Source organism: Bradyrhizobium sp. ISRA442 (assembly GCF_038085055.1).
In the GTDB taxonomy this organism is placed as follows: domain Bacteria; phylum Pseudomonadota; class Alphaproteobacteria; order Rhizobiales; family Xanthobacteraceae; genus Bradyrhizobium.
Window position 1 is genome coordinate 224,980 of record NZ_JALGCN010000005.1, and the last position, 24,468, is coordinate 249,447.

At 64.9% G+C, this 24,468-nt stretch carries 26 protein-coding genes; 13 read left to right on the forward strand and 13 right to left on the reverse strand.

Going from position 1 to position 24,468, the window contains the following annotated elements; all coding sequences use genetic code 11:
• The first annotated feature begins 10 nt into the window (after window positions 1-10).
• Window positions 11-727: a DNA polymerase III subunit epsilon gene (gene dnaQ / locus MTR72_RS13315; RefSeq protein WP_280967514.1), complete on the forward strand. Its 717-nt coding sequence runs from the start codon at window positions 11-13 to the stop codon at window positions 725-727.
• Here dnaQ and secB read toward each other — a convergent pair.
• The gene (secB, locus tag MTR72_RS13320) at window positions 724-1,212 is read right to left on the reverse strand and encodes a protein-export chaperone SecB (RefSeq protein ID WP_280967513.1); all 489 of its coding nucleotides are present in this window, start codon (window positions 1,210-1,212) and stop codon (window positions 724-726) included. The genes dnaQ and secB overlap by 4 nt on opposite strands.
• A gap of 416 nt (window positions 1,213-1,628) precedes the next feature.
• Here secB and MTR72_RS13325 point away from each other — a divergent pair, with 416 nt between their 5' ends.
• The 3 genes from MTR72_RS13325 to MTR72_RS13335 are packed head-to-tail and all read left to right on the forward strand — an operon-like array spanning window position 1,629 to window position 4,469.
• Window positions 1,629-2,333: a Tim44/TimA family putative adaptor protein gene (locus tag MTR72_RS13325; RefSeq protein ID WP_280967512.1), complete on the forward strand. Its 705-nt coding sequence runs from the start codon at window positions 1,629-1,631 to the stop codon at window positions 2,331-2,333.
• Entirely contained in the window at window positions 2,311-3,882 is a 1,572-nt protein-coding gene (mltA, locus tag MTR72_RS13330; RefSeq protein ID WP_280967511.1) for a murein transglycosylase A, read from the forward strand. The genes MTR72_RS13325 and mltA overlap by 23 nt, the downstream gene beginning before the upstream one ends.
• Entirely contained in the window at window positions 3,879-4,469 is a 591-nt protein-coding gene (locus MTR72_RS13335) for a Smr/MutS family protein (RefSeq protein WP_280967510.1), read from the forward strand. Before mltA ends, MTR72_RS13335 begins: the two co-directional genes overlap by 4 nt.
• On the opposite strand, the gene MTR72_RS13340 is transcribed toward MTR72_RS13335, so the two are convergent.
• The 5 genes from MTR72_RS13340 to hslV form a co-directional block, all read right to left on the reverse strand.
• The gene (locus MTR72_RS13340) at window positions 4,466-5,590 is read right to left on the reverse strand and encodes a hypothetical protein (protein ID WP_280967509.1); all 1,125 of its coding nucleotides are present in this window, start codon (window positions 5,588-5,590) and stop codon (window positions 4,466-4,468) included. The genes MTR72_RS13335 and MTR72_RS13340 overlap by 4 nt on opposite strands.
• Before the next feature lie 222 nt (window positions 5,591-5,812).
• Window positions 5,813-7,117 carry an ATP-dependent protease ATPase subunit HslU gene (gene hslU, locus MTR72_RS13345; protein WP_280967508.1) on the reverse strand — a complete coding sequence of 435 codons (1,305 nt, stop codon included), beginning with the start codon at window positions 7,115-7,117 and terminating at the stop codon, window positions 5,813-5,815.
• A 51-nt stretch (window positions 7,118-7,168) separates the two neighbouring features.
• Window positions 7,169-7,801, reverse strand: a complete 633-nt coding sequence (locus MTR72_RS13350) for a DUF2585 domain-containing protein (RefSeq protein WP_280967507.1) — start codon at window positions 7,799-7,801, stop codon at window positions 7,169-7,171.
• Window positions 7,798-8,283: a GNAT family N-acetyltransferase gene (locus MTR72_RS13355; RefSeq protein ID WP_280967506.1), complete on the reverse strand. Its 486-nt coding sequence runs from the start codon at window positions 8,281-8,283 to the stop codon at window positions 7,798-7,800. Before MTR72_RS13355 ends, MTR72_RS13350 begins: the two co-directional genes overlap by 4 nt.
• Window positions 8,284-8,286: 3 nt before the next feature.
• Entirely contained in the window at window positions 8,287-8,847 is a 561-nt protein-coding gene (gene hslV / locus MTR72_RS13360) for an ATP-dependent protease subunit HslV (protein WP_280967505.1), read from the reverse strand.
• A gap of 176 nt (window positions 8,848-9,023) precedes the next feature.
• On the opposite strand from hslV, the gene hisB reads away from it, so the two are divergent.
• The 7 genes from hisB to coaA all read left to right on the forward strand — a co-directional run bounded on the left by hisB (window position 9,024) and on the right by coaA (window position 13,760).
• Window positions 9,024-9,617, forward strand: coding sequence for an imidazoleglycerol-phosphate dehydratase HisB (gene hisB / locus MTR72_RS13365; protein ID WP_280967504.1), 594 nt, complete (start codon window positions 9,024-9,026; stop codon window positions 9,615-9,617).
• Window positions 9,618-9,687: 70 nt separating this feature from the next.
• A complete protein-coding gene (locus MTR72_RS13370) occupies window positions 9,688-10,218 on the forward strand; it encodes a DUF2628 domain-containing protein (RefSeq protein ID WP_341510399.1) in 531 nt (176 codons plus the stop codon).
• Complete coding sequence (gene hisH / locus MTR72_RS13375; protein ID WP_027554055.1) at window positions 10,215-10,865, forward strand: imidazole glycerol phosphate synthase subunit HisH; 651 nt, start codon at window positions 10,215-10,217, stop codon at window positions 10,863-10,865. Before MTR72_RS13370 ends, hisH begins: the two co-directional genes overlap by 4 nt.
• Window positions 10,862-11,599, forward strand: coding sequence for a 1-(5-phosphoribosyl)-5-[(5-phosphoribosylamino)methylideneamino]imidazole-4-carboxamide isomerase (hisA, locus tag MTR72_RS13380; RefSeq protein WP_280967502.1), 738 nt, complete (start codon window positions 10,862-10,864; stop codon window positions 11,597-11,599). The genes hisH and hisA overlap by 4 nt, the downstream gene beginning before the upstream one ends.
• A gap of 10 nt (window positions 11,600-11,609) precedes the next feature.
• Entirely contained in the window at window positions 11,610-12,386 is a 777-nt protein-coding gene (hisF, locus tag MTR72_RS13385; protein ID WP_341510400.1) for an imidazole glycerol phosphate synthase subunit HisF, read from the forward strand.
• Window positions 12,387-12,462: 76 nt separating this feature from the next.
• The gene (locus MTR72_RS13390; RefSeq protein WP_280967500.1) at window positions 12,463-12,786 is read left to right on the forward strand and encodes a phosphoribosyl-ATP diphosphatase; all 324 of its coding nucleotides are present in this window, start codon (window positions 12,463-12,465) and stop codon (window positions 12,784-12,786) included.
• A 17-nt stretch (window positions 12,787-12,803) separates the two neighbouring features.
• Complete coding sequence (gene coaA, locus MTR72_RS13395; RefSeq protein WP_280967499.1) at window positions 12,804-13,760, forward strand: type I pantothenate kinase; 957 nt, start codon at window positions 12,804-12,806, stop codon at window positions 13,758-13,760.
• Between the two features lie 248 nt (window positions 13,761-14,008).
• Here the strand turns inward: coaA and MTR72_RS13400 are convergent, their stop codons facing one another.
• From MTR72_RS13400 to MTR72_RS13410, 3 genes are all read right to left on the reverse strand, one after another.
• Window positions 14,009-16,240: an ATP-binding protein gene (locus tag MTR72_RS13400; protein ID WP_280967498.1), complete on the reverse strand. Its 2,232-nt coding sequence runs from the start codon at window positions 16,238-16,240 to the stop codon at window positions 14,009-14,011.
• 125 nt (window positions 16,241-16,365) lie between these two features.
• On the reverse strand, window positions 16,366-16,833 hold the full coding sequence (locus tag MTR72_RS13405; protein ID WP_280967497.1) for a hypothetical protein: 468 nt from the start codon (window positions 16,831-16,833) through the stop codon (window positions 16,366-16,368).
• A 98-nt stretch (window positions 16,834-16,931) separates the two neighbouring features.
• A complete protein-coding gene (locus MTR72_RS13410) occupies window positions 16,932-18,470 on the reverse strand; it encodes a YifB family Mg chelatase-like AAA ATPase (protein WP_280967496.1) in 1,539 nt (512 codons plus the stop codon).
• A gap of 227 nt (window positions 18,471-18,697) precedes the next feature.
• Here MTR72_RS13410 and MTR72_RS13415 point away from each other — a divergent pair, with 227 nt between their 5' ends.
• Window positions 18,698-18,943, forward strand: coding sequence for a PilZ domain-containing protein (locus tag MTR72_RS13415; protein WP_028145870.1), 246 nt, complete (start codon window positions 18,698-18,700; stop codon window positions 18,941-18,943).
• 87 nt (window positions 18,944-19,030) lie between these two features.
• Window positions 19,031-19,807 carry a tetratricopeptide repeat protein gene (locus tag MTR72_RS13420; protein ID WP_280967495.1) on the forward strand — a complete coding sequence of 259 codons (777 nt, stop codon included), beginning with the start codon at window positions 19,031-19,033 and terminating at the stop codon, window positions 19,805-19,807.
• Window positions 19,808-19,825: 18 nt separating this feature from the next.
• On the opposite strand, the gene MTR72_RS13425 is transcribed toward MTR72_RS13420, so the two are convergent.
• From MTR72_RS13425 to cpaB, 4 genes are read right to left on the reverse strand one after another with little or no spacing between them, the layout of a single operon-like run.
• Window positions 19,826-21,115 carry an AAA family ATPase gene (locus tag MTR72_RS13425; protein ID WP_280967494.1) on the reverse strand — a complete coding sequence of 430 codons (1,290 nt, stop codon included), beginning with the start codon at window positions 21,113-21,115 and terminating at the stop codon, window positions 19,826-19,828.
• Window positions 21,112-21,846 (reverse strand): CpaD family pilus assembly protein, encoded by a 735-nt coding sequence (locus MTR72_RS13430; protein ID WP_280967493.1) that lies wholly within the window; start codon window positions 21,844-21,846, stop codon window positions 21,112-21,114. The genes MTR72_RS13425 and MTR72_RS13430 overlap by 4 nt, the downstream gene beginning before the upstream one ends.
• A 57-nt stretch (window positions 21,847-21,903) precedes the next feature.
• Window positions 21,904-23,421, reverse strand: a complete 1,518-nt coding sequence (locus MTR72_RS13435; protein WP_280967492.1) for a type II and III secretion system protein family protein — start codon at window positions 23,419-23,421, stop codon at window positions 21,904-21,906.
• A gap of 14 nt (window positions 23,422-23,435) precedes the next feature.
• The gene (gene cpaB / locus MTR72_RS13440; protein WP_280967491.1) at window positions 23,436-24,260 is read right to left on the reverse strand and encodes a Flp pilus assembly protein CpaB; all 825 of its coding nucleotides are present in this window, start codon (window positions 24,258-24,260) and stop codon (window positions 23,436-23,438) included.
• Between the last annotated feature and the right edge of the window lie 208 nt (window positions 24,261-24,468).

The following is a 24,468-nucleotide window of genomic DNA, read 5'->3' on the forward strand; positions in this document are numbered from 1 at the left end:
CTCTTGGATCATGCGCGAAATCGTTCTCGACACTGAAACCACCGGTCTCGATCCCCTCCGCGGTGATCGCTTGGTCGAAGTCGGCTGCGTCGAGATATTCAACCGCATGCCGACCGGACAGACCTTCCACCGCTACATCAATCCCGAAAGGGACATGCCGGCGGAGGCCTTTGCCGTGCACGGGCTGTCGAGCGAATTTCTGGCGACGAAGCCGCTGTTTCACGAGGTCGTCGACGAGTTCCTGGAGTTCATCGGTGATGCGCCGCTGGTGATCCACAACGCTTCATTCGACATCAGCTTCATCAATGCCGAACTCGACCGGATCAAGCGCGCTGCGATTCCACGCGAACGGCTGGTCGACACGCTGCTGCTGGCGCGGCGCAAGCATCCAGGCGTCTCCAACCGGCTCGACGATCTCTGCTCGCGCTATGCGATCGACAATTCCCACCGCACCAAGCACGGCGCGCTGCTCGACGCCGAGCTGCTCGCCGAAGTCTATGTCGATCTGATCGGGGCGCGGCAGTCGCAGCTCATCCTGGCCTCGGAGACCGAGGAGATCCGCATCAGTGTGAGCGGCGAAGCGCCGCGGCGGCAACGGCCGGCGCCGCTTACGCCGCGGATTACCGACGCCGAGCGCGAAGCCCATCGGGCCTTCATCGCGACGCTCGGCGACAAGGCGATCTGGAACGAATTCCTGCTCGCGCCAGTGGTCAGTCCTGCCGGTTAGGCCTGACCGGTTTGACCACCCTGGGCGGCCATTTGCCGCTCCATGTTCTGGCGGTAGAGTCCGACGAAATCGACCGGATCCAGCATCAGAGGCGGGAACCCGCCGTCGCGGACCGCGGTGGCGATGATCTCGCGGGCGAACGGGAACAGCAGCCGCGGGCATTCGATCATAACGAGCGGATGCAGGTTTTCCTTCGGCACGTTGACGATCCGGAACACGCCGGCATAGGCGAGCTCGAACGAGAACATCACCTTGCCTGCGGTCTCGGCCTTACCCTCGACCGACAGCGTCACCTCGAATTCCTGTTCGCTGAGGTTGTTGGCGTTGACGTTGATCTGGATATTGATTTGCGGTGGTTGGCTCTGCTGCTGGAGCGAGCTCGGAGCGTTCGGATTTTCGAACGAGAGGTCCTTGGTATACTGCGCCAGCACGTTGAGCTGGGGAGCCTGGGCCGCCTCGGGAGGGGTGCCGTTACCGTTGGTCATGAAAGTCTCTCCTTACCCGAATGGGCTGAATTTCGCGGCGGTTGGCTAACATAAGCCCGCCTCGTTCCACAAGGACGAACGCCTCCGGATACCCCGTCGCGGACATCGCTCGTAGAAGCGTCTCTCGGCCCGGCCGCGGTGAAATCGCGTCTTAAACAATTGAAGATGCGCGATTTCCAGGCCGGATCGGGTTTCCCCTCGAGCATAAAACGCGCTACAATCGGCGCTGTGCCAAAAGGCGCCATTGGCCGGGCAAGATTTCGTGCCTACATCCGATGAGCCCGATGTCGGCCCTCGAGAGCCGGACCTAAAATGGCGATGAAATCTTGCCGTTCCCGCGTGGAACGGTCTACTGGCCGGAGCGATTTTCCCGGCGAACACCTCTCTAGAAGACCAGACCAGAAAGCGAATACCACGTGGATATCTACACCATCATCTTCCTAGCGCTGGCGGTCTTTATCTTCCTGCGGCTGCGCAGTGTGCTGGGGCAGCGAACGGGCAATGAGCGGCCACCTTTCGATCGCCCCGCCCGCAATGCGCTCCAGGGTGCCCAGGACAAGAACGTCGTGACCATGCCGGGCAAGGTGATCGATCAGGCCCCGCTGGCGCCGACCGCTGAGCCGAACCCGCCGTCCGATCGCTGGAAAGGTCTGACCGAGCCCGGCACCGCGCTGGCCCAGGGCTTGGACGCGATCGTCGAGAAGGATTCTGCCTTCGATCCCCGGCACTTCCTGTCGGGTGCCCGCGGGGCCTACGAGATGATCGTGCTGGCCTTTGCCAATGGCGACCGCCGAGCGCTGCGCGATCTCTTGTCATCGGAGGTCTATGAGAGCTTCGACGCCGCGATCAAGGAGCGCGAGAAGAACGAGCAGAAGACCGAGACACGCTTCGTCTCGATCGACAAGGCCGAGCTCGTGGGCGCCGAGCTGCGCGACCGCACTGCACAGCTCACCGTGCGCTTCGTCTCGCAGATGATCTCGGTCACTCGCGACAAGGCCGGCAACATCGTCGACGGCAACCCCGACAAGGTTGCCGACATCACCGATATCTGGACGTTTGCCCGCGACACCACCTCTCGCGATCCGAACTGGAAGTTGGTTGGCACCGGAAGCGCGAATTAAGCTTGTCCTGAAGAATAGCGCGACGGCGCTGTGCGCAGGTGTCGTCGCGCTATCGTCGTTTTCGCTTGGCGCCGAGGCGGCGCGACGTCATTACCGCAGCCATCACCACCAACCTCCCGAAACCGCACTGCCGGTGCGGGCCTTGCCGTATCCGCAGCTCGCCCTTCCGCTCGAAATTACCGGCGCGCAATATCTGCCGCTGGCCTGGGCTGACGTGAAGGGCTGGAACAATGATGATCATCTCGCTGCCTACAAGACGTTTCGCGCGAGCTGCCGCTCGATCAACGCGCAAAACGGCACAGTAGAACCGAAGGCCTTGGGTGCCTCGCTGGGCGAACCCTGCCGAGTCGCCAGATCGCTCGAGCTCACCGACGACGCCAAAGCGAAGACGTTCTTCGAGAACAATTTCTCGCCCCTGCGCATCTCGCGGCTCGGCGAACCCGACGGCTTCGTGACAGGCTATTACGAACCGGTGCTCGAGGGCTCGCGCACCCAAACCGACGTCTACAACGTCCCGGTCTATCGCCGTCCTTCGAACCTGTTCGTGCGCGGCTACAAGCAGGACTCGGTCAGTCTGCCCAACAAGGGCCCGGTCTACCGCAAGATCGGCCGCCGCAAGCTCGTGCCCTATTACGATCGCGGCGAGATCGAGGACGGCATTATCGCCGGTCGCGGGCTCGAAATCTGCTGGCTGAAAGATCCCACCGATCTCCTATTCGCGCAGATCCAGGGCTCGGCGCGAATCAAGTTCGACGACGGCGCGACCATCCGGCTCAACTACGACGCGTATAACGGCTATCCCTACACAGCCGTCGGTCGCATCCTGATCGAGCGTGGCATCATCCCGAAGGAGGAGATGTCAATGCAGAAGATCAGGGAGTGGATGGCCCAGAATCCTGACGGCGCCAAGGAGTTGCGCCGGCAGAACCGCTCCTACATCTTCTTCCGCGAGGTCAACCTGTCCGACAAGGACGAGGCGGTCGGCGCACAAGGCATTCCGCTGACGGCGGGCCGGTCGATCGCGGTCGACAAATCCCTGCATGTCTACGGAACGCCTTTCTTCATCGAAGGCGAACTGCCGATCGATTCGGAACGATCCAAGACGCCGTTCCATCGCCTGATGATCGCGCAGGATACCGGCTCGGCCATCATTGGACCGGCGCGCGCCGATCTCTATTTCGGCGCGGGCCAGGAGGCCGGCCGCGTCTCCGGACGGCTGCGCCACAGCATGCATTTCGTGATGCTGGTGCCGAAGAGCCTCGATCCCGTCGCGCGCGGCCAAAGGTTGCCGGTGCCGGATCCGCGGCCATCGGCAAAGATCGCAAAATTGTTTCCGCAAACCGATGCCGCGACAGATTCGAAGGGCGCTGCGGCCGCGGCCAAGCCGGCTGAATCAGCGAAAGCTGGCGCGGCTTCACCAGCCGTGCCACAAGCCAAGGACGCCACCGTCGCGGTGGCGAGCCCGGTGCCGCTGCCGGAGCCGCGTCCCAACATCAGGCCCGCCCGCGAGCCGCGCCGTCAGGTGAATCGTCGTTCCAACCGGCAATGAAGCGATCGTCCCGTCCGCCCGTGTTGGATCAGCGTCCCCCGCCGCGCCGTCGTGCGCTCAGCGAGGAAGAGCGCGAGCTGTGGGACCTCGTCGCGCGGCAGGTGAAGCCGTTGAGGAAGCATCGCGCGGCGAAGGCGCATCCGGCACCGCGCTCCGAGCCACCGCCCGCTGCACCCGTCGGCAAGCCTGCCCCGACGGCGAGGCCCATTGCTGCAGCACCGTCGCCGCGTGCGGCCAAACCGGCCATGCCGCCTTTGGCGCCGCTCGGCAAGCGCGAGCGCACAAAACTGTCGCGCGGCCGCAGCGAGATCGAGGCGCGGCTCGACCTGCACGGCATGACCCAGATGCGGGCCCATCGCGCGCTCTCGGGTTTCCTGCAACGGGCGCACCATGACGGCCTCACTTTCGTGCTCGTCATCACCGGCAAGGGCCGCAGCGGCGGCGAAAGCGGCGTGCTGCGCCGCCAGGTGCCGGAGTGGCTCAGCCTGCCGGAATTTCGCGCCTTCGTCGTCGGCTTCGAGGAGGCGCATATCGGCCACGGCGGCGAGGGCGCGCTGTATGTCCGGATCCGTCGCGCTAGATTTTAGAACGGTCGCACGATTCCGACGCGCGGGATCAGGGTGACGATCAAGCCGAAAATATTGATCTTACGATCCTCCGCCGGAATCAGCGGCGTTTCATGTTTGGCCGGCAGCATCTTCACCGCATGCAGGATCAGGAACATGCAGACCGCCCAGTTCGAGATCCAGCGCGAATAGTCGAACACCATCGCAAACATCACGACGTAGGCGAAGCTGACGCCGATCAAAGCCGCGACGACGAGACGGCGGTGCGCCTCGCTTGCCAGCGCGCGGATCAGGCCGGCGAAATAGCGCCACAGCGGCGTGTGCAGCCAGATCAGCAGCGCGAAAACGGGCACGCCGAGGATGTTGTGGGGCATCCACCTCCAGGTGTCCGAAATCTCCTTCGCCAGCGGCTGATACCAGATGTAACTGAACTGCAGGAGATCGGTACGAGAGGGATCGGGCATACGCGTTTTCAGGTGCTCCACGAAATCCGCTTCCGGGATCGGCATCGTCCCCAAAAACTGCGCCGCGAAGAACAGCACGGAGATGATGAGGAAAGCGATGATCCCGACGGCGACGTTGGCGCGGTTGAGGCCGTAGGCGAGATAGTGCCTGATCGTGACGATGGTGATGATCGTCGGCACATACATGAGAAGATGAATGTGGTGGATCAGCACGAGAATGATCGAGAACAGCGCGGCGAGCGCGACGAACAGCAGTGAGCCCGCAGGTACCAGCAGCAGGACGATTGCCAGAGCACAGCCATAGATGTCGAAATGGCCGAGCGTGTGCATGAAGTTCTTCAGAAAGAACGGCGAGCCCGCCATGAAGACGAACAGCGGCAGCGTCTTCCTGGCAAAGCCGAAGGCCTTGTGAAACAGCTTTGCGAACAGCGCCAGCGTCGCCAGCCAAGTTGCGCCGCCGAGCGCGAACACCAGCCACACCGGCACCTTCGCCGTGAACAGCGCGACGACCGCCCCAATCAGCGCGCGCTTGATGAAGCCGAAATGGTAGTCGACGAGGAGGTGGACGTAGGGGACGTAAGGCGGGAGCTGGATCTTGTGAATGAAGACGCCGGCGATGACGACAGCGTTGATGCCAAGCAAGAGCCGCCAGGGATTTTGCCAAAAGCTAGTGCGCACGCCACACCTGCCGTGCGTCGGTCTCCATCGTCGTCCCGGACAAGCGAACTCCTGGCAACGCGCAGAGTTGTCTGGAGCGAGCGCCGATCAGGGACCCATGACCACAGCAAGTAGTTCGAGCTAAGATCGGAGCCGCCATCTGATTCAACAAGGACCGCTGGGGGTAGTGGGTCCTGGCTCTCGCCAGGACGACGGCGGCATAGATAGCGCGCTGGCCCGGAATTACAAAATAAACCGGCTCAGATCGGCGTTCTTGGCGAGGTCGCCGACGTGCTTCTGCACGTAATCCGCGTCGACCCGGACGGTGTCGCCGTTGCGGTCGGGCGCGGTGAAGGAGATCTCGTCCAGCACCCGCTCCATCACGGTCTGGAGCCGCCGCGCGCCGATGTTCTCGACGGACGAGTTCACGGCCACCGCGATGTCGGCAAGCGCATCGATGGCGCCGTCGGTGATGTCGAGCGTCACGCCCTCGGTCTGCATCAACGCGACGTATTGCTTGATCAGCGAGGCCTCCGGCTCGGTCAGGATGCGCCGCATGTCGTCGCGGCTCAGTGCCTGCAACTCGACGCGGATCGGCAAGCGGCCCTGCAATTCCGGCAGCAGGTCGGACGGTTTTGCGACATGGAACGCGCCGGAGGCGATGAACAGGATGTGGTCGGTCTTCACCGTGCCGTGCTTGGTGGACACCGTGGTGCCCTCGATCAGCGGCAGGAGATCGCGCTGCACGCCCTCGCGCGAGACGTCACCGCCGACGCGGCCGTCGCGTGCGCAGATTTTGTCGATCTCGTCGAGGAACACGATACCGTTATTCTCGACCGCGCTGATCGCTTCCAGGGTCAACTGATCGTTGTCCAGGAGTTTGTCGGATTCCTCGTTGACGAGGATCTCGTGCGAGCCCTCCACGGTCAGCCGCCGCGTCTTGCTGCGGCCACCCAACTTGCCGAAAATGTCGCCGATCGAGATCGCGCCCATCTGCGCACCCGGCATGCCCGGAATCTCGAACATCGGAAGACCGCTGCCGGACGACTGCGTCTCGATCTCGATTTCCTTGTCGTTAAGCTCGCCCGCGCGCAGCTTCTTGCGGAAGGACTCCCGCGTGGCGGCGCTGGAGTTGGCGCCGACCAGCGCGTCGAGCACGCGCTCCTCCGCGGCAAGTTGCGCGCGCGCCTGCACGTCCTTGCGCTTGCGCTCGCGCACTTGGGTGATCGCGACCTCGAGAAGGTCGCGCACGATCTGCTCGACGTCGCGGCCGACATAGCCGACCTCGGTGAATTTCGTGGCTTCCACCTTGAGGAACGGCGCGTTGGCCAGCTTGGCGAGCCGCCGCGCGATCTCGGTCTTGCCGACGCCGGTCGGGCCGATCATCAAAATGTTCTTCGGCAGAACCTCCTCGCGCAAGGAGCCTTGGAGCTGCTGGCGGCGCCAGCGGTTCCGCAGCGCGATCGAGACGGCGCGCTTGGCCTCGGATTGGCCGACGATGAAACGGTCGAGTTCGGAAACGATTTCGCGGGGGGAGAAGTCTGTCATGGGTCTTAGCTAGGGTCAGAAGCAGGCCGGGACAAGCCGCTTTTTTGGTCGTCAGATGATCGGCGGGCCCGACTGCCATTGTTTCACGGCATCGATCGGATGGATCAGCATCAAAATGTTCAGCGTCAGATTGTCGCGAATATGCAGCGCCATCATGACCTCGAAGGCGAGCCCGATCAGGATAGTGGCCGTGACCGGCAGACCGCGGGCTGCAAGGAAGCCCAGTACCATGAACAGCGTGTCCGAGACCGAGTTGACGATGCTGTCGCCGTAATAGTCCAGCGAGATCGTGCCGGCGCGATAGCGCTCGATGATGAACGGCGAATTCTCGACGATCTCCCAGGTGCCTTCGATCAACATGGCGACGATCAGCCGCGCCGGCCAAGACAAACTTGGAAGAGGGAGCGGTAGCAAAGGCTGGCGCGAGAACAGAAGCCAGGTCAGCCCATAGAACAGGAAGCCGTGAAGGATGTGCGAGAAACTGTACCAGTCGGCGATATGCTGGGAATTCTCCGAGCTGTTCACCACGCCGTGCCAGAGCTTGACGTAGCCGCAGGTGCAGATCGGCACCCGCCCCATCGCGAACAGGATCGAGGCCTGCAGCGCCAGCAGCAACAGCGCGATGGCGACCCATGCAAGCGGCGGAAAAGCAGCCTTGGTCTTGTGGATGTGCGCCAGCGTCACGGCTCGCGCACCATCAAGAGTGCGGGTCCGTCAGGTGTTTCCACCATGCTGTCGCGGACGAACCCCGCCTTCTCATAGGCGCATAGCGCGCGCAGATTGAGCGGGTCGGGATCGGTCACCATGCGCGGCAGGCCGTCCCGGAGCTGCGCGTCGACGAACTGACGGATGAAGGCCGAGCCATGGCCGCGCGCGACCATGTCGCTCTCGCCGATGAACTGGTCGATCCCACGCGTGCCCTCCGGTTGCGGCCCAAAGCCCGTATTCCAGGCGGTCAGGCGATAGCACTGAAGATAGCCGAAGGGTCGCATCCCGGCCAACACGATGAACTGATCCATCGCTGGCTCAGTGAGGTCGCCGCTCACCAGCGCGAACTGCTCGTCCGGATCGCCCCACCATTCCCGCACATGCGCCTCGCCGAGCCATCGCCGGATCAGCGGCAGGTCGGCCGGGGTCATCGGACGGAAGGTGTAGGCGGGCGCCATCCTCTAGCCGCTCGACAGGCTCTCGATGGTGACGTTGCGGTTGGTGTAGACGCAAATTTCGGCGGCGATATCGAGCGAGCGGCGGACGATGGTCTCGGCGTCCTTGTCGGTGTCGAGCAGGGCGCGGGCTGCGGCCAGCGCGTAATTGCCGCCGGAGCCAATCGCCATCACGCCGGCCTCCGGCTCGAGCACGTCGCCGGTACCGGTCAGGACCAGGGAGACGTCCTTGTCGGCCACGATCATCATGGCCTCCAGCCGCCGCAAATAGCGATCGGTGCGCCAGTCCTTGGCAAGCTCGACCGCGGCCCGGGTCAATTGCCCCGGATATTGCTCGAGCTTGCTCTCCAGCCGCTCGAACAGGGTGAAGGCGTCGGCGGTGGCGCCGGCGAAGCCGCCGATGACGTCGCCCTTGCCGAGCTTGCGGACCTTCTTGGCGTTGGACTTGATGACGGTCTGGCCGATCGAAACCTGGCCGTCGCCGCCGACCACCACCTTGCCGCCCTTGCGGACCGTCAAAATCGTGGTGCCGTGCCACACCGGCAGGCTGTTTCGGGAATCCTGCATGAAATACCTCGTTGTCCGGCCTGATTTAGGGGGTCGGAGGCGGCGGCACAACGGGCCGCTCCGGGCCCAAATTCCGCTCACCATAGACGCAAGTGCCGCCCTGCTAGGTCGTTCCCGCAGTAGCGAAGGCGTCATTTGGCTGTTAAAAGACCGCCGTTTCCGGCTTAGGTGGACCAATGCGCACCGCGACGATCAAGCGCAAGACCAAAGAGACCGACATCGAGGTGACTGTGAACCTCGATGGCTCCGGCGCGTCCAACATCGCGACCGGCATCGGCTTTTTCGACCATATGCTCGATCTCCTCGCCCGTCATTCCCGCATCGACCTCTCGGTCAAGGCGGTGGGCGACCTGCACATTGATCATCATCATACCACCGAGGACACCGGTATTGCGCTGGGGCAGGCCGTCAAGCAGGCGCTCGGCAGCATGGCCGGCATCACCCGCTATGCCGACGTCCACCTGCCCATGGACGAGACGCTGTCGCGCGTCGTGATCGACATCTCGGGCCGGCCGGTCCTGGTGTTCAAGGTCGATTTCGCCCGCGACAAGATCGGCGAGTTCGATACCGAGCTCGTGCGCGAATGGTTTCATGCCTTCGCCATGAATGCCGGCGTGACTCTCCACGTCGAGACCCTATATGGCGAGAACAGCCACCATATCGCCGAGTCCTGCTTCAAGGGTCTGGCGCGGGCGCTGCGGGCGGCGGTCGTGATCGATCCGCGGGCGGCGGGCGAGGTGCCCTCCACCAAGGGCTCGCTCGGCGGCTGACCTCTTCGTTCGGCGGTGCCAAGGCGGTGCTGGCGGCTTCTACTCAATCCTCAAGAACGGGGCATCCAAAATGTCTGTCTACACAGTTCATGCTCCCTCCCCCGGCGGGGCCGACCTGCGCGCGATCGACAAGTTCGTGTTCGTGCGCGACGGCTTTCACTTCTGGGCGATGGTGCTCGGCCCGTTGTGGCTGCTCTGGAACCGGCTCTGGCTGGCGCTGATCGGCTGGCTGATCTTCGCCGCCGCGTTCTATGCGGGGCTGTCCAGCCTCGGACTCGGCCGCATCTCGATCTTCTTCGCCGACATTATCATTGCCCTGCTGATGGGCTTTGAGGCCTCGAGCCTGCGCCGCTGGACCCTGTCGCGCGGTAACTGGCGCCAGCTCGATGTCGTCGTCGCCGATGACGAGGACACCGCCGAGCGGCGCTTCTTCGAGCGCTGGAGCCAGAAGCAGCGCGGCATCGTCAATGATCAATGGGCGGTCGATCGCGGTGGCCCGCCCCCGACCCGCAACGTGCCGGGTCAGCAATTCTCCAGCCCGCCGCCGCTGCCGGCGGGCGGCATCATCGGATTGTTTCCAGAACCGGGAGGGTCAAGATGAGCGTTGCCATCATCGATTACGGTTCCGGTAATCTGCATTCTGCCGCCAAGGCGTTCGAGCGCGCCGCGCGCAGCCTGGAGAATCCGCAAAAAGTCTTCGTTACCAGTGATCCGGACCAGGCCTATGGTGCCGACCGCCTGGTGCTGCCTGGCGTCGGTGCTTTCGCCGATTGCCGGCGCGGGCTCGATGCCGTGAACGGCATGGTCGAGGCGATCACCGAAGCTGTCAGGGTCAAGGCACGGCCGATGTTCGGCATCTGCGTCGGCATGCAGCTCTTCGCCACCCGCGGCAAGGAGCATGTCATCACCGAAGGACTGAACTGGATCGCCGGCGATGTCGAGAAGATCACGCCCCGCGACGAGAGCCTGAAGATCCCGCACATGGGCTGGAACACGCTCGATGTGCTGCGCGAGCACCCGGTGCTGAACAAGCTGCCGCTCGGCCCCAAGGGCCAGCACGCCTATTTCGTGCACTCCTATCACCTCAATCCCGCCAATGAGGCGGACGTGCTCGCGCGCGCCGATTACGGCGGGCCGGTCACCGCGATCGTCGCGAAGGACACCGCCGTGGGCACGCAATTTCACCCCGAGAAGAGCCAGCGTTTTGGCCTCGCCCTGATCTCGAACTTTTTGCGATGGAAGCCGTGATTCTCTTTCCTGCCATCGACCTCAAGAACGGCCAATGCGTGCGCCTCGAGCAAGGCGACATGGCGCGCGCGACCGTGTTCAATCTCGATCCCGCGGCGCAGGCGCAGAGCTTCGTGACGCAGGGCTTTGAATATCTGCACGTCGTCGATCTCGACGGCGCCTTTGCCGGCAAGCCGGTGAACGCGCAGGCGGTCGAGGCCATGCTTAACGCGATCAAGATTCCCGTGCAGCTCGGCGGCGGTATTCGCGATCTCGCCACCGTCGAAGCCTGGCTCGCCAAGGGCATCAGCCGCGTCATCATCGGCACTGCCGCCGTGCGCGATCCCGAACTGGTGAAGGCGGCGGCGAAGAAATTCCCCGGCCGCGTCGCGGTCGGGCTCGATGCCCGCGACGGCAAGGTCGCGGTCGAAGGCTGGGCCGAGACCTCGCAGGTGACCGCGCTGGAGATCGCGCAGCGTTTCGAGGACGCCGGCGTCGCAGCCATCATCTTCACCGATATCGCCCGCGACGGCTTGCTCAAGGGGCTGAACCTGGATGCGACCATCGCGCTGGCCGACGCCATCTCCATTCCGGTGATCGCCTCCGGTGGCCTCGCCTCGATCGAGGACGTTAAGGCGATGCTGACGCCGCGGGCATCGAGGCTCGCTGGCGCGATCGCCGGCCGTGCGCTCTACGACGGCAGGCTCGATCCCACGGCTGCCCTCGCCTTGATCCGCAACGCGCGCGCCGCTTAGGAGACGACAGATGTTCAAGGTGCGCGTGATCCCCTGCCTCGACGTCAAGGACGGCCGGGTCGTCAAGGGCGTCAACTTCGTCGACCTGCGCGATGCCGGCGATCCCGTCGAAGCGGCGATCGCCTATGACGCCGCGGGCGCCGACGAGCTCTGCTTTCTCGACATCACCGCGACCCACGAGAACCGAGGCATCATGCTGGACGTGGTCCGGCGCACGGCGGAGGCCTGCTTCATGCCGGTCACCGTCGGCGGCGGCGTGCGGACCATTGACGACATCAGGACGCTGCTGCGCTCCGGCGCCGACAAGGTCTCGATCAACAGCGCCGCGGTCTCGCGACGCGAATTCGTCAAGGAAGCTGCCGAGAAATTTGGCGAACAATGCGTGGTCGTCGCGATCGACGCCAAGCGCGTCAAGCGCCCGGGGGGCTCCGACCGCTGGGAGATTTTTACGCATGGCGGGCGCAACTCGACTGGCATCGATGCCATCGAATATGCCCAGGAGGTGGTGTCGCTCGGCGCCGGTGAAATCCTGCTCACCTCGATGGATCGCGACGGCACCAGGCAGGGCTTTGACATCCCGTTGACCCGGGCCATCGCCGACAGCATTCCTGTCCCCGTCATCGCCTCGGGCGGCGTCGGCAATCTCGATCATCTCGTCGACGGTATCCGCGACGGGCACGCGACCGCGGTGCTGGCCGCTTCGATCTTCCACTTCGGGGAATTCACCATCCGCGAAGCCAAGGAGCACATGGCCCGGTGCGGGCTGGCCATGCGCCTCGATGCCTGACGACTCCCATTCATAAAACTGCTACATAGCTGGCAGTGACCGGCTCACCAGCCGGTGCGTGTTCCGAGTATCCTGTATGCCGCGTTTCACGATCCACGACCTGGCTCAGACCATCGATGCCCGCGCGGCGTCCGGTGGCGAGGGCTCCTATACCCGCAAGCTCCTGGACAAGGGCGCGGAGCATTGCGCCAAGAAGTTCGGCGAGGAAGCAGTCGAAACCGTAATCGCAGCAGTCGAAAACGATCGCGCGCATCTGATCGCCGAAAGCGCCGACCTGCTCTACCACTTCCTTGTGTTGCTCAAGGCACGCGGCGTAAAGCTGGAAGAGGTCGAGGCGGCGCTGGACAAGCGGACGTCGATGTCTGGGTTGGAAGAGAAAGCGTCGCGCAAGGGCGACTAGCCAAGGTGGGAACGGTCATGGATATCCGCGCACCCGAGCAGATCTATAATCCCTACCGCATCTTCACGCGCGAGCAGTGGGCGCGATTGCGTGACGATACGCCGATGACGCTGGAGCCTGGCGAGTTCGATCGGCTGCGCTCGATGCACGACCGCCTCGACCTTCAGGAGGTCGAAGACATCTACCTGCCACTGTCGCGCCTGTTGTCGATCTATGTCGATGCCATGCAGCGCCTGTATTATGCGCAGCGTCAGTTCCTCAACATCCGCGACCGGAAGATGCCCTACATCATCGGCGTCGCCGGCTCGGTCGCGGTCGGAAAATCCACCACGGCCCGCGTGCTCCAGGCCCTGCTCGCGCGCTGGTCGCCGCGTCCGAAGGTCGACCTGATCACGACCGACGGCTTTCTGTATCCGAACGCCGTGCTCGAGCGCCAGGGCATCATGCAGAAGAAGGGTTTTCCGGAAAGCTACGATCTGCCGCTGCTGCTCGGCTTCCTCTCCGACATCAAGGCTGGCCGCCGCCGTGTGCGCGCACCGGTCTATTCGCATTTGACTTACGACATTGTGCCGAACCAATGGATCGAGATCGACCAGCCTGACATTCTGATCGTCGAGGGCGTCAATGTGCTGCAGACCGGCAAGTTGCCGCGCGACGGCAAGGCGGTGCCGGTCGTCTCCGACTTCTTCGATTTCTCGGTCTATATCGACGCCGATGAAGCGGCGCTGCGGCAGTGGTACATCAAGCGCTTCCTGGCGCTGCGCGATACCGCGTTCACCAATCCAAAATCCTACTTCCATCGCTACGCGCTGCTGTCGGATGAAGAGGCCACCGCCACCGCGATCGCCATCTGGGAGCGCACCAACCTCGCCAATCTCGAGGATAACATCCTGCCCACCCGCCCCCGCGCGACCCTGATCCTGAAGAAGGGCGCGGACCATGTGGTGGAGACCGTGGCGCTGCGGCGGCTGTAGTGGCTTCGTAGGATGGATTAGCTCGTGGGGTGGGTTAGCGAAGCGTAACCCACCTCTTTCGTTTCCGCGGAGACGAACAGTGGTGGGTTACGCCTTCGGCTAACCGGCTAACCCACCCTGCGATTGTCACGACCGCCCTTCTCACATCGTCATTGCGAGCGAAGCGAAGCAATCCAGAATCTTTGCGCGGCGGGATTCTGGATTGCTTTGTCGCTTGCGCTCCTCGCAATGACAGTGGAGAGAGCTCGCTACACCGCCAGATGCCGCGACGCCGCGAGCCCCGCCAGCGCCTCCTCGAGCTTCTCGCGGTCGAGCGGCTTGATCAAGAACCCATCCATGCCCGCCTCGAAGCAGGCATAGCGATCCTCCACCAGCGTATTCGCCGTAAGCGCCAGGATCGGCGTGCGGCGGCCGCCTGCGCGGGCTTCATGCGCGCGGATGCGCTTGGTCGCCTCGATGCCGTCGAGCTGCGGCATCTGGATATCCATCAGCACGAGGTCATGGGGCGCGCCGGCAGATGCCGCGGCGAGCCAGGATTCCAGCGCGGCATCGCCATGAACCGCGATGACGACGCGGTGGCCGAGCTTGGTCAGCAGCGACCGCATCAAGAGCGCGTTGATCTCGTTGTCTTCCGCCACAAGAATCGAAAGGCCCTTCATCGGCGCTGCTGCTGTCTCCGCCGGTTCGACTGGCGGCTCAGGCGCGAGATCGGGCGACGTGACTTCCGGCGTCAGCGCCAGCCGCGCGGCGAGCGAGGCCGCACGCAGCGGCTTCACCAGATAGCCTGTGAAGGCGGGCGAGAGCTTTTCGTGGCGCGAGCTCGGCGTCAGCAGCACCAGCCGCTGCGTCGCATGCTTGCGGGCCACCTCCCCCAGGCGATCCGCTGCGGCCACGCCGAGTGCACGATCGATCAACACGGCATGCCATGAACGCTCCGGCAGCAGCGCTTCGGCGACCGCTGCGTCCGCGACCATGCAGGTCTGGCTGCCCCAGCGCTCCAGCCGCCGTGCGATCAGCGAGGCCTCGATGCCGTCGGCGACCAGGAGGATCGATTTGTTTGAAAGGTCGGGGCTTGGGAAGGCCGTCTGTCCCGCGCCGGCTTGCGACGGCGCAAGCGGGATCGCGACCTCGAAGGTCGAGCCCTTGCCCGGCTCGCTCTCCAGTGTGATGCGGCCGCCCATGCGCTTGACGATGCGCTCGCTGATGGCGAGGCCGAGCCCTGTGCCGCCATAGGTGCGCGCGACGCGTTCGTCCGCCTGCTCGAATTCACGGAAGATGCGCGACTGCGCTTCCGGCGCGATGCCGATGCCGGTGTCGCGCACCAGGAAGCTGATCTCGTTCGGCCAGATGCCGGGCTCGACGATCAGCGCGACGCCGCCGCTCGCGGTGAATTTGATGGCGTTGCCGGCAAGGTTGAGCAGCACCTGGCGCAGCCGTGCGGCGTCGCCAGCGACCTCGAGCGGCAGGCGCTCGTCGACATAGGCGGCGATCTCGAGATTTTTCGCCTGCGCGCGGGGCGCCAGCAGCTCGGTGATCTCCTCGATGAGGGTCGAGAGCGCGAAGGAACGTTGCTCGAGGTCGAGCTTGCCGGCCTCGATCTTGGAATAGTCGAGCAGCTCCTCGATCAGCGCCATCAAGGCCTCGCCCGAGGTCTTCACCGCCTTCGCATAGGTCGCCTGCTCCGGCGTCAACATGGTATCGAGCAGCAGCCCGCTCATGCCCATGATGCCGTTCAGCGGCGTGCGGATCTCGTGCGAGGCCATCGCGAGGAAGCGCGATTTGGCGCGGTTGGCGGCGTCGGCCTGGTCGCGCGCGTCCGACAGCGCGCGCTCGGTCTCGGTCCGGTCGGTGACGTCGCGCCCTACGCTCTGCAATTCGGCGGGCTGGCCGGCATCGAGGCGCACGAAGCCCTCGCGCCAGGCGATCCAGCGCGCGCCGAGATGCGTTGCGATCTTCTGGTCGTGGATGCGCGTGCCGCTGCTTTCGCGCGCGCTGTCGCCCTGCTCCAGCACGTCGAAATCGAAGCGGGTGCCGACCAGCGCGGCGCGCGCCTCGCCCGCCAGCGCGCAATAGGCGTCGTTGGCAAAGGTGATGCGGCCCTGATGGTCGCGCAGCACGATCAGATCGCCCTGCGACTCGAACAGGCTGCGGGCGCGTTCCTCGGCTTCCTTGAGTTCCCAATTGCGGTCGATCAGCGCCTCGTTATGCGCGGCCAGCTTGCGCAGGCGCTTGTTGACGAAGCGCAGCCGCATGCTCAGCGTCGCCAAGCCGAGGCAGGCGAGCGCGAACAGGAAGCTCGCACCGATCGCGAAAGCGTTCGGATCATAGCCGGAATGCTCGGCCCGGCTGCCGGTGATGAAGCCGTAGGCGGCGCCGAACGTCGCCGAGAAGATCACGAACGAGCGGATCGCGAAGGCGATCCTCGGATGACGGCGCCTGAAGCGGCGCATGCGCACCTTGATCCGGAACGTCCGACCCATCGCTACCGACCCCGACTCTTTCCGAAACCCTGTGATCGCCACCAGTGACGATGTCCCCGCCGGCGTTGCGAACAGTTTGAGGTTTGGAAGCCGCCTCCAAACAGGGTTGACGAGGCGTTAACGCCTCAGAGCGAGGCGGCCTGGAGGTGGCGGTGGCCGCCGCGGGCCCCGACGATCAATGCCGCGGCCTCGCGCGGCGAGAACGTCTTCGAGCGTACATAGATGCGGTAGTCAGCGGGCCCGTCGGGGGAGAGATAGATCACGGAACGGCCATCGCTCGGGTGCGCGGAGATCGCGACAAGGCGCGTCGCGGCGTTGGCCTCGCAGGCGCCCGGCTCATCGCTGGTGCCGTCGTCGACTACCGCAAAATCCGCGGCATCCGCGTTCTCGGTCATCTGGACCCGTACGGTGGCTTGTGTGGGATCTTCGGTGAAGGCAACCTGGATGCCGGCCGTCCAGAACAGGGATGTGAGCTCGACCGAGGTCTCGCCAAGGGCAATGCAGGGATGGGAGACCGACCGGATCTCGCTGCGGGCGAACACCGCAGCCGCCAAGAGGGGAACAACCGAGGCCAGGATCTTGAAACGCAACATGACACGCTACTCGCCAGGCCACGCGGGGGCACTTGCGGGCCTTATGGTTTGCAGAGCGTAAAGGAAACTCGTTACCGCCGGGTTGATACGCGAGGCTGTCACGCCATCTGGCGCACATCCTCCGCGAGTGCACGGTAGGACAGCGCCTCGGCGAGATGCAGCCGGCCGATCTTCTCGGCGCCGTCGAGGTCGGCGAGCGTACGCGCCACGCGCAGCACGCGGTGATAGCCGCGCGCCGACAGCCGCATGCTCTCGGCGGCATCGCGCAGCAGCTTCTGGCCCTGCGCGTCGGGCCTCGCGATCTCCTCCAGCACGGAGGCCGGCGCCTCGGCATTGGTGCGGACATGCGGCAGGCCGGCCGCCGCGTAGCGTGCGAGCTGGATGTCGCGCGCCGCGGCCACGCGCGCGGCGACTTCGGCGGAGCCTTCCGCCGACGGCGGCAGGATCAGATCGGCCGCGGTCACCGCCGGCACCTCAATGCGCAGATCGATGCGGTCCATCAGCGGACCCGAGATGCGCGTCTGATAGTCTGCCGTGCAGCGGTCGATGCGGCCACGCTTGCAGGTATAGCCCGGCTCGAACGCGTTGCCGCAACGGCAGGGATTCATCGCCGCGACCAGCATGAAGCGCGCCGGATACGTCACGCGATGATTGGCGCGGGACACCGCGACCTCACCGTTCTCCAAGGGCTGGCGCAGCGAATCCAGCACGCGCGGATCGAACTCGGGCAGCTCGTCGAGGAACAGGACGCCCTGATGCGCGAGCGAGATCTCGCCGGGCTTTGCGCGCACGCCGCCGCCGGTAAGCGCGGCCATGCTGGCGGAATGATGCGGCGAGCGGAACGGCCGCCGCGAGGTCAGCGCACCGCCCTGAATTTCGCCAGCGACGGAGGCGATCATCGAGACCTCCAGCAGCTCGCCCGGCGACAGCGGCGGCAGGATCGAGGGCAGGCGCGCCGCCAGCATCGATTTGCCCGCGCCGGGCGCGCCGATCATCAACAGGTGATGCCCGCCGGCGGCTGCGATCTCCAGCGCCCGCTTGGCGCTCTCCTGGCCCTTGATGTCGCGCAGGTCGAGCTTTGAAGCGGCCGTCTCATGCACCTTCGGTGAGGGCCGCGACAGCACCTGCGTGCCCTTGAAATGGTTGGCGATCTGGATCAGCGAACTTGCGGCAATGATCTGGATGTCCGGGCTCGCCCAGGCTGCCTCCGAGCCGCAGGCGGCCGGACAGATCAGCCCCTCCTCGCGCGCATTGGCGCCGATCGCGGCCGGCAACACGCCCGCAACGGGTGCGATCGAGCCGTCGAGGCCGAGCTCGCCAAGCACCGTAAAGCCCGTCAGTGCATCCGGCGGGATCGCCCCGATCGCCGCCATCAGCCCGAGCGCGATCGGCAGGTCGTAATGGCTGCCTTCCTTGGGCAGATCGGCGGGCGCAAGGTTGACGGTGATCCGCCGCGCCGGCAGCGCCAGGCCTGAGGCGATCAGCGCCGAGCGGACCCGCTCGCGGGCCTCCGACACGGCCTTGTCCGGGAGGCCGACGATGGCAAACGCCGGCAGGCCTGGTGCGACCTGCACCTGCACATCGACCGCGCGCGCCTCGATCCCCTCAAAGGCGACTGTAGAAACCCGCTGAACCATGCGCGCCCCAGACTGCTCCCTCGTACAATCGAGGGTAGCAGGACGCGGCGCGCCTGACAAGAACAATACAGGAACGATTTTGGCGACCCGGCAAGCCCTAACCAATCGTAAACGGGATGCGCACACTACGCCTCGAATGCGACCGGCTTCGCTCAGCACATTCCAACGAATGTTCGCTACGTTTAGAGCCGCGGGATGGGCCGTGATCTAACAAGTGAACAATCGAAATGCTTGTAAATCGCCGGAGAAGCGAACGTCGGGTGTGCAGTCGGCTCGCCAAGATTCATTTTGGCGCCGGCTCGCTGCCGAGGGACTGCACGATCACGGATATCTCCGATGGCGGCGTGAAAGTCGTGGCGGAGTTTCTGGAAGTGCCGCCGCAATTCACCATCATCTTTGCGCCCGACTATTCGCGCCAATGCCGCCTGCGCTGGCGTATCGGTTGCGAGTTCGGCGCCGAATTCGTCGACTAGGCCGCGACGAGGACGGCGCGTCCTTAACGGGAATTTAGGGTTAATCGGCAAAGCATCTCTGATCATTCGCCGACGGTAGATCAGAGTATGTCCAAGCGTTCGTCCCCTGCCTCTCCCCTGGCGAGATTCCTCCTTCCGGCGCTCTTGGTGCTGGTCCTCGGCGGCTGCCAGACCATGGGCCTCGAGGATGTGACCGGCGCGCTCGGCGGCCAGCCGGAAACCGCGAGCAAGGTCGACGCCAAACCGGACATGGACGCTCTGCGCGAGCGCTATCGCGCCAAGCCGAGCGATCCCAATGTTTCGCTCGAATACGGCAAGGCGCTACGCGAGACCGGCCAGCGCGCCCAGGCGGTTGCGGTGATGGAGCAGGCTGTGCTCGCCCATCCCAGCAACAAGGCGCTGCTCGCCGGCTACGGCCGTGCGCTCGCCGACAACGGCAATTTCCAACAGGCGTTCGATGTCCTGAGCCGCGCGCATACGCCCGAGGATCCCGACTGGCACATCCTGTCGGCGCAGGGCGCGGTGCTCGACCAGCTCGGCCGCAACGAGGAAGCGCAGCAATATTACGCGACCGCGCTCAAGATCGTGCCCGACGAGCCGTCGGTGCTGTCCAACCTCGGACTGTCCTACGTGCTTCAGAACAATCTGTCCAAGGCGGAGGAGACGCTGCGCCGCGCGCATGAGCGCAGTCCCGCCGATTCCCGCATCCGGACCAATCTTGCCTTCGTGCTGGGGCTGCAGGGAAAACAGTCCGAGGCCGAGGCCATCGTGAAAGCCGACCTGCCGCCGGCCGAAGCCGCAGCCAAGGTCACGGCGCTGCATCAGCTCCTGGCGAAGAAACAGCAGCGCGCCGACAACAAATAGCCCGCCGTCCCGTTCGGGTTACGACGCCTTGCGATGCGGCGCGGAGCTGCGCCCACCCCTGCCCTTCAGCTTCTTCAGCAGCGGTCCGAGCAGCGAGCGTTTCGGCTTCTTCACGTCGCCGCGCCCGGCTAATCGGTTGGCCATGTTCTGGAATAGCTCGGTGGTGCGGTGGTTCTTGGAGACCTCCGCGATCATCTGGCCGTTGTTTGCGGCGGCAGAGAACAGCTTCGAATCGAACGGAATCACCGCCATCGGCTGGCTTTCCATCGTCTTGGCGAATGCCTTGACCTCGATCTCCGCCCGCTTGGGCATGCCGACCTGGTTGATGCAGTAGAGCGGCGGCCGATCGTTGGGCCGCGCCGCCTTCAGCACGCTCAGCATGTTCTTGGTGTTGCGTAGATTGGCGAGATCGGGCTCGGCCACGATCAGGATGTCGTCGGCGCTGACGAGCGCGCGCCGGGTCCAGCCCGACCATTGATGGGGTACGTCGAGCACGATGCAAGGCGTGGTCATGCGCAGCGTGTCGAAGATCGCGTCGAACGCCTCCGCGCCGAAATCATAGACGCGGTCGAGCGTCGCCGGCGCAGCAAGCAGGCTGAGATGCTCGGTGCATTTGGCGAGCAGGCGCTCCATCAGCGCGGTATCGGGCCGCTCCTGCGACAGCACCGCGTTGGCGATGCCCTGGATCGGATCCTGATTGTAGTCGAGGCCGGCGGTGCCGAAGGCGAGGTCGAGATCGATCACGACGGAATCGAGCGCGAGGTCGCGCGCGATGGTCCAGGCCACGTTGTGCGCGACGGTGGATGCGCCGACGCCGCCCTTGGCGCCGACCACGGCGATGATGCGGCCGGTGATGATGGCTTCCGAGGCCGAGAACAGGCTGCAGATCGAACGCACCACGTCGATGGTCTCGACCGGCCCCAGCACATAGTCGTTGACGCCGCGGCGCACGAGCTCGCGATAGGGCGCTTCATCGTTCGGATTGCCGATCACGACCACGCGCGTGCCGGGATCGCAGACACCGGCGAGGTCGTCGAGCCCTTCGAGGATGTCGCGCGTGCCGTCGGATTCGATCACGATCACGTTCGGCGTCGGCATCGAGTCGTAGGCTTCGATCGCTGCGGCAAGGCCGCCGCTCTTGGCGGTGAGATGCGCCTTGGCGAGACGGCGATCCTGACCCGCCGCGGTCACCGCGGCGAGCGTCTGCTCGGTCTCGCAAAATGCCTGCACCGAAATGCGCGGAACCGGCGCAATGTGTTCCTCGGGGTGCCGCGGATCGTCCGCTTGGTCTTCGTGGCCGCTTGTCATTTGCCTGTGTCGCTGAGTTTGGCCTTGTCAGCCTCGGGATAACTAGTCGCGGTCGACGTACCCTTGCGGTAGCGGTCGAAGGCGATGTCGCGCCGTGCGGTATAGACCGGCGTCTCCGCCCGCGGCTGCTCGAGGTCGGCGGGGTTGTCGATCATCGCCGCGAGGTTGCGCTGGCTGGCGCAGCCCAGATTGAAGTACGGCCGATTCTCGTTGTAGTCGGGGTTGAGCAGAGACGGCCCCACGTCTTCCGGCCACAATCCGCATGGGCCTGCGACGGCGGCGATCCTGGAATAGCTCAGACGGATGGTCGGCAGCAGTCCGGGATCCTCGGGGCGGTAAGGGTGCTGGACGATGGCGCGCGACGGCACGCCGCCGGCCATCAGCACGGAATGAATCTCCTGATAGGTCGCCGCTGCGGGCCTTGCATTGGCGGTGTCGACCGGCACATCGACGACGACGGAGCCGGTGCCTTCCCGCACCCAGTCCCGCGCGATGCCGACGACATCGGCGTGCTGTGCGGCCGAGAGGCCGCCGCGAGCCTTGCCGACGAAGATCACGATCGAGCGCTTGCCTTCCTGCACCGCGATCGGATGACGCTGGCGATAGTCGGCCGGCACCGTCTGGGTGACGATCTCGCCGGTGGTATTGCACGCGCCCAGCATGACGGAAAGCCCCGTCAGCGCGACTGCGAGGCGCAGCCTGCCACTATGATCGGCCGCTGTGTTCGCCATCGATTTCCCCCTCTTGCCCTCGTCCCCAAGCTGTCGTCGTCGAGCCGCCCGCTCGTCTCAGTCGATGATGAAGCCGAAATCGCCCTGGTAGCCGCTGATGGGATCGGCGCGGCGCGCGATGCCATAGAGACGGTTCATGCGGCCGAGCAGCGCCGACTGCGCATCCGAGGCGGGTGCGAAGCCGTCGTCAGGCCGCGACAATTCCTTCTGCGCGACCGCGCGCACCACATAGGGCGTCACGATCACCATCAGTTCGGTCTCGTTGTTGACGTAGTCCTGGCTGCGGAACAGCGCGCCGAGGATCGGCACCTGGTCGACGCCGGGCAGGCCGTTGATGGCCTGCTTGGTCTGCTGCTGGATCAGGCCGGCCATCGCCATCGAGCCGCCCGAGGGAATCTCGAGCGTCGTCTCGGCACGGCGGGTCTGGATCGACGGGATGGTGATGGAGCTCGATGAGCCCGAGGAAAGCGCTTGCGTCACCGAGATTGCGTTCTGGCTCGACAGCTCCGACACTTCGGTCATCACCCGCAGGCTTATACGTCCTTCGCTGAGCACCACCGGCGTGAAGTTCAGCGAGATGCCGAACTTCTTGTAGGTGATCTGGGTGGTACAGACATGCGTGGTCGGATCGCAGGAATAGCCTGCGGGGATTGGAAATTCGCCGCCGGCGATGAAGGTCGCCGATTCACCCGAGATTGCCGTCAGGCTCGGCTCGGCCAGCGTGCGCATCACGCCGGCACTTTCCATCGCGCGCATCGTGGCGGTGACGGTGGCCACGCCCTTGGCGAGGCCGGCGACGCCGAGTCCGTTGTTGCTGACGAGCGGACCGCCGCTGACCGAGAAGGGGTTGGAATTGTTGAACTGCACGACGGCGGTGCCGGCGTTCAGGCTGGCGCTGAGATCGACGCCCATCTGCTTGACGATGTCGCGGCGCACCTCGCCGACGACGACCTTGAGCATCACCTGGTCGCGGCCGCGCACGACGATATTGTTGACGACCTTCTCCGAGCCGCCGACCAGCTTCGCGGCGACGTCGCCCGCCTGCTGGGCTTCGACCGGGCTCGACACCGAGCCGGTCAGCATCACGCTGTCGCCGACACCTTCGATCTGCACGCCCGGCAGCGACTGGCGCAGTGCGGCGCGCATGCCGTTGAGGTCGCGCTTCACCGCGATGTCATAGGAGGCGACCTGCTGGCCGTCGGCCGAGAAGAAAACGACGTTGGTCTGGCCGACTTGGCCGCCGATGATATAGGCGCGCTGTGCCGAGCGGATCACCGCATTGGCGATCTTGGGATCGGCCACCAGCACGTCCTTGACCTCACGCGGCAGGTCGATGACGACCGATTTGCCGACACCGAGCGACAGAAAGCGTGTCCGGGCCGGTGCGATCGTCGCGACCGGCGCGACGCCGAGATCGGGCGCTTGCATCGGCGCCTGGTCGCCGACCGGCGCGTCCGCGCCGCTTGCCCAGTTCGGGGCTGTGACGAGCCCCAGCACTAGCATTGCTCCCCTCCAGAACGCGCGTGCGCCATTCCCCCGAATGCGCATGCACGTCTGATCATCCCCGTAGTTCATCTTGGGTGTTCCCATCACTTCTGTGACGTTAATTGCCGCGCCGGCACGCCGTAGCGGATCACGCTGACGCCGCCGGGACGCTTGATTGCCTGGTCCTCGAGTGAGACCTCCGATGCGTTGGCGTCGACGATGCTCCGCAGCGCAAGCTGCAGCGTGCCGCCCTGGCGCGCGGCTGCGAGCGCGGCGGCCTGGTCGGGCCTGAGCTCGAGCGTCACGGTCTTGCCGACGACGGCGTTCTGGCCGTCCTTTTCTTTCGGCGCCTGATCGATCGCGAGCACGCGGATGTTGGTCAGGATGATCTCGGAGAGGATGAGGTCGTTGCCGTTGGTCTGGCCGTTGTTGCCGTTGGCGCCGTCGGGATTCTTCAGGCGCCGCGTCAGGATGATGTCGACGCGGTCGTTCGGCAGGATGAAGCCGCCGGCGCCAGTCTCGGCTGAAATTTCGGTGGAGACGGCGCGCATGCCCGTCGGCAGGATTGCGGCCATGAAGCCGGAGCCCTCGGCCTTCACCAGCTTCTGCTCGCGGATCGGCTCGCCCTGCATCAGCGGCACGCGCGCGATCGAACCTGCGATCTGGTTCTGCGCCTCGGGCCTGCTGTCGCGGCGGATGAAGGCGCCGCTCGCCGTCGCCGCCGGCCAGATCTGCCACTGCAGATCCTCGGGCTTCAAGGCTTGGCCAAGCTGGATGTCGGACTTGGCGACGAGGACCTCGACCGTCGGCAGCTTCTCAGCCACCGGGAGGGCCGGAGCGGGCTTGTTGTCGTAGCCGCTTGCCAGATACGCGGCGACGCCACCGGCGCCCAGCGCAATAACGAGAACGACTATGCGTGCGGTATTCATACGCTTCTACTCTTACGCGGGACACTCGAACCGCACGTGGCGGGTTCCCCCGCGTCGATGAGTAGGCAGTAAAAGTATAAGGGGTGTTGCGGGCCCGAATGTGATGGCCGGTCACGGTGCGGGTTTTGGGCGGATGGTGAACGCCGCGTTATTCAAGAGAGCCATGAACTCCGTAGATTCACGCACGGCAGCAGACGCTCGCAGATGC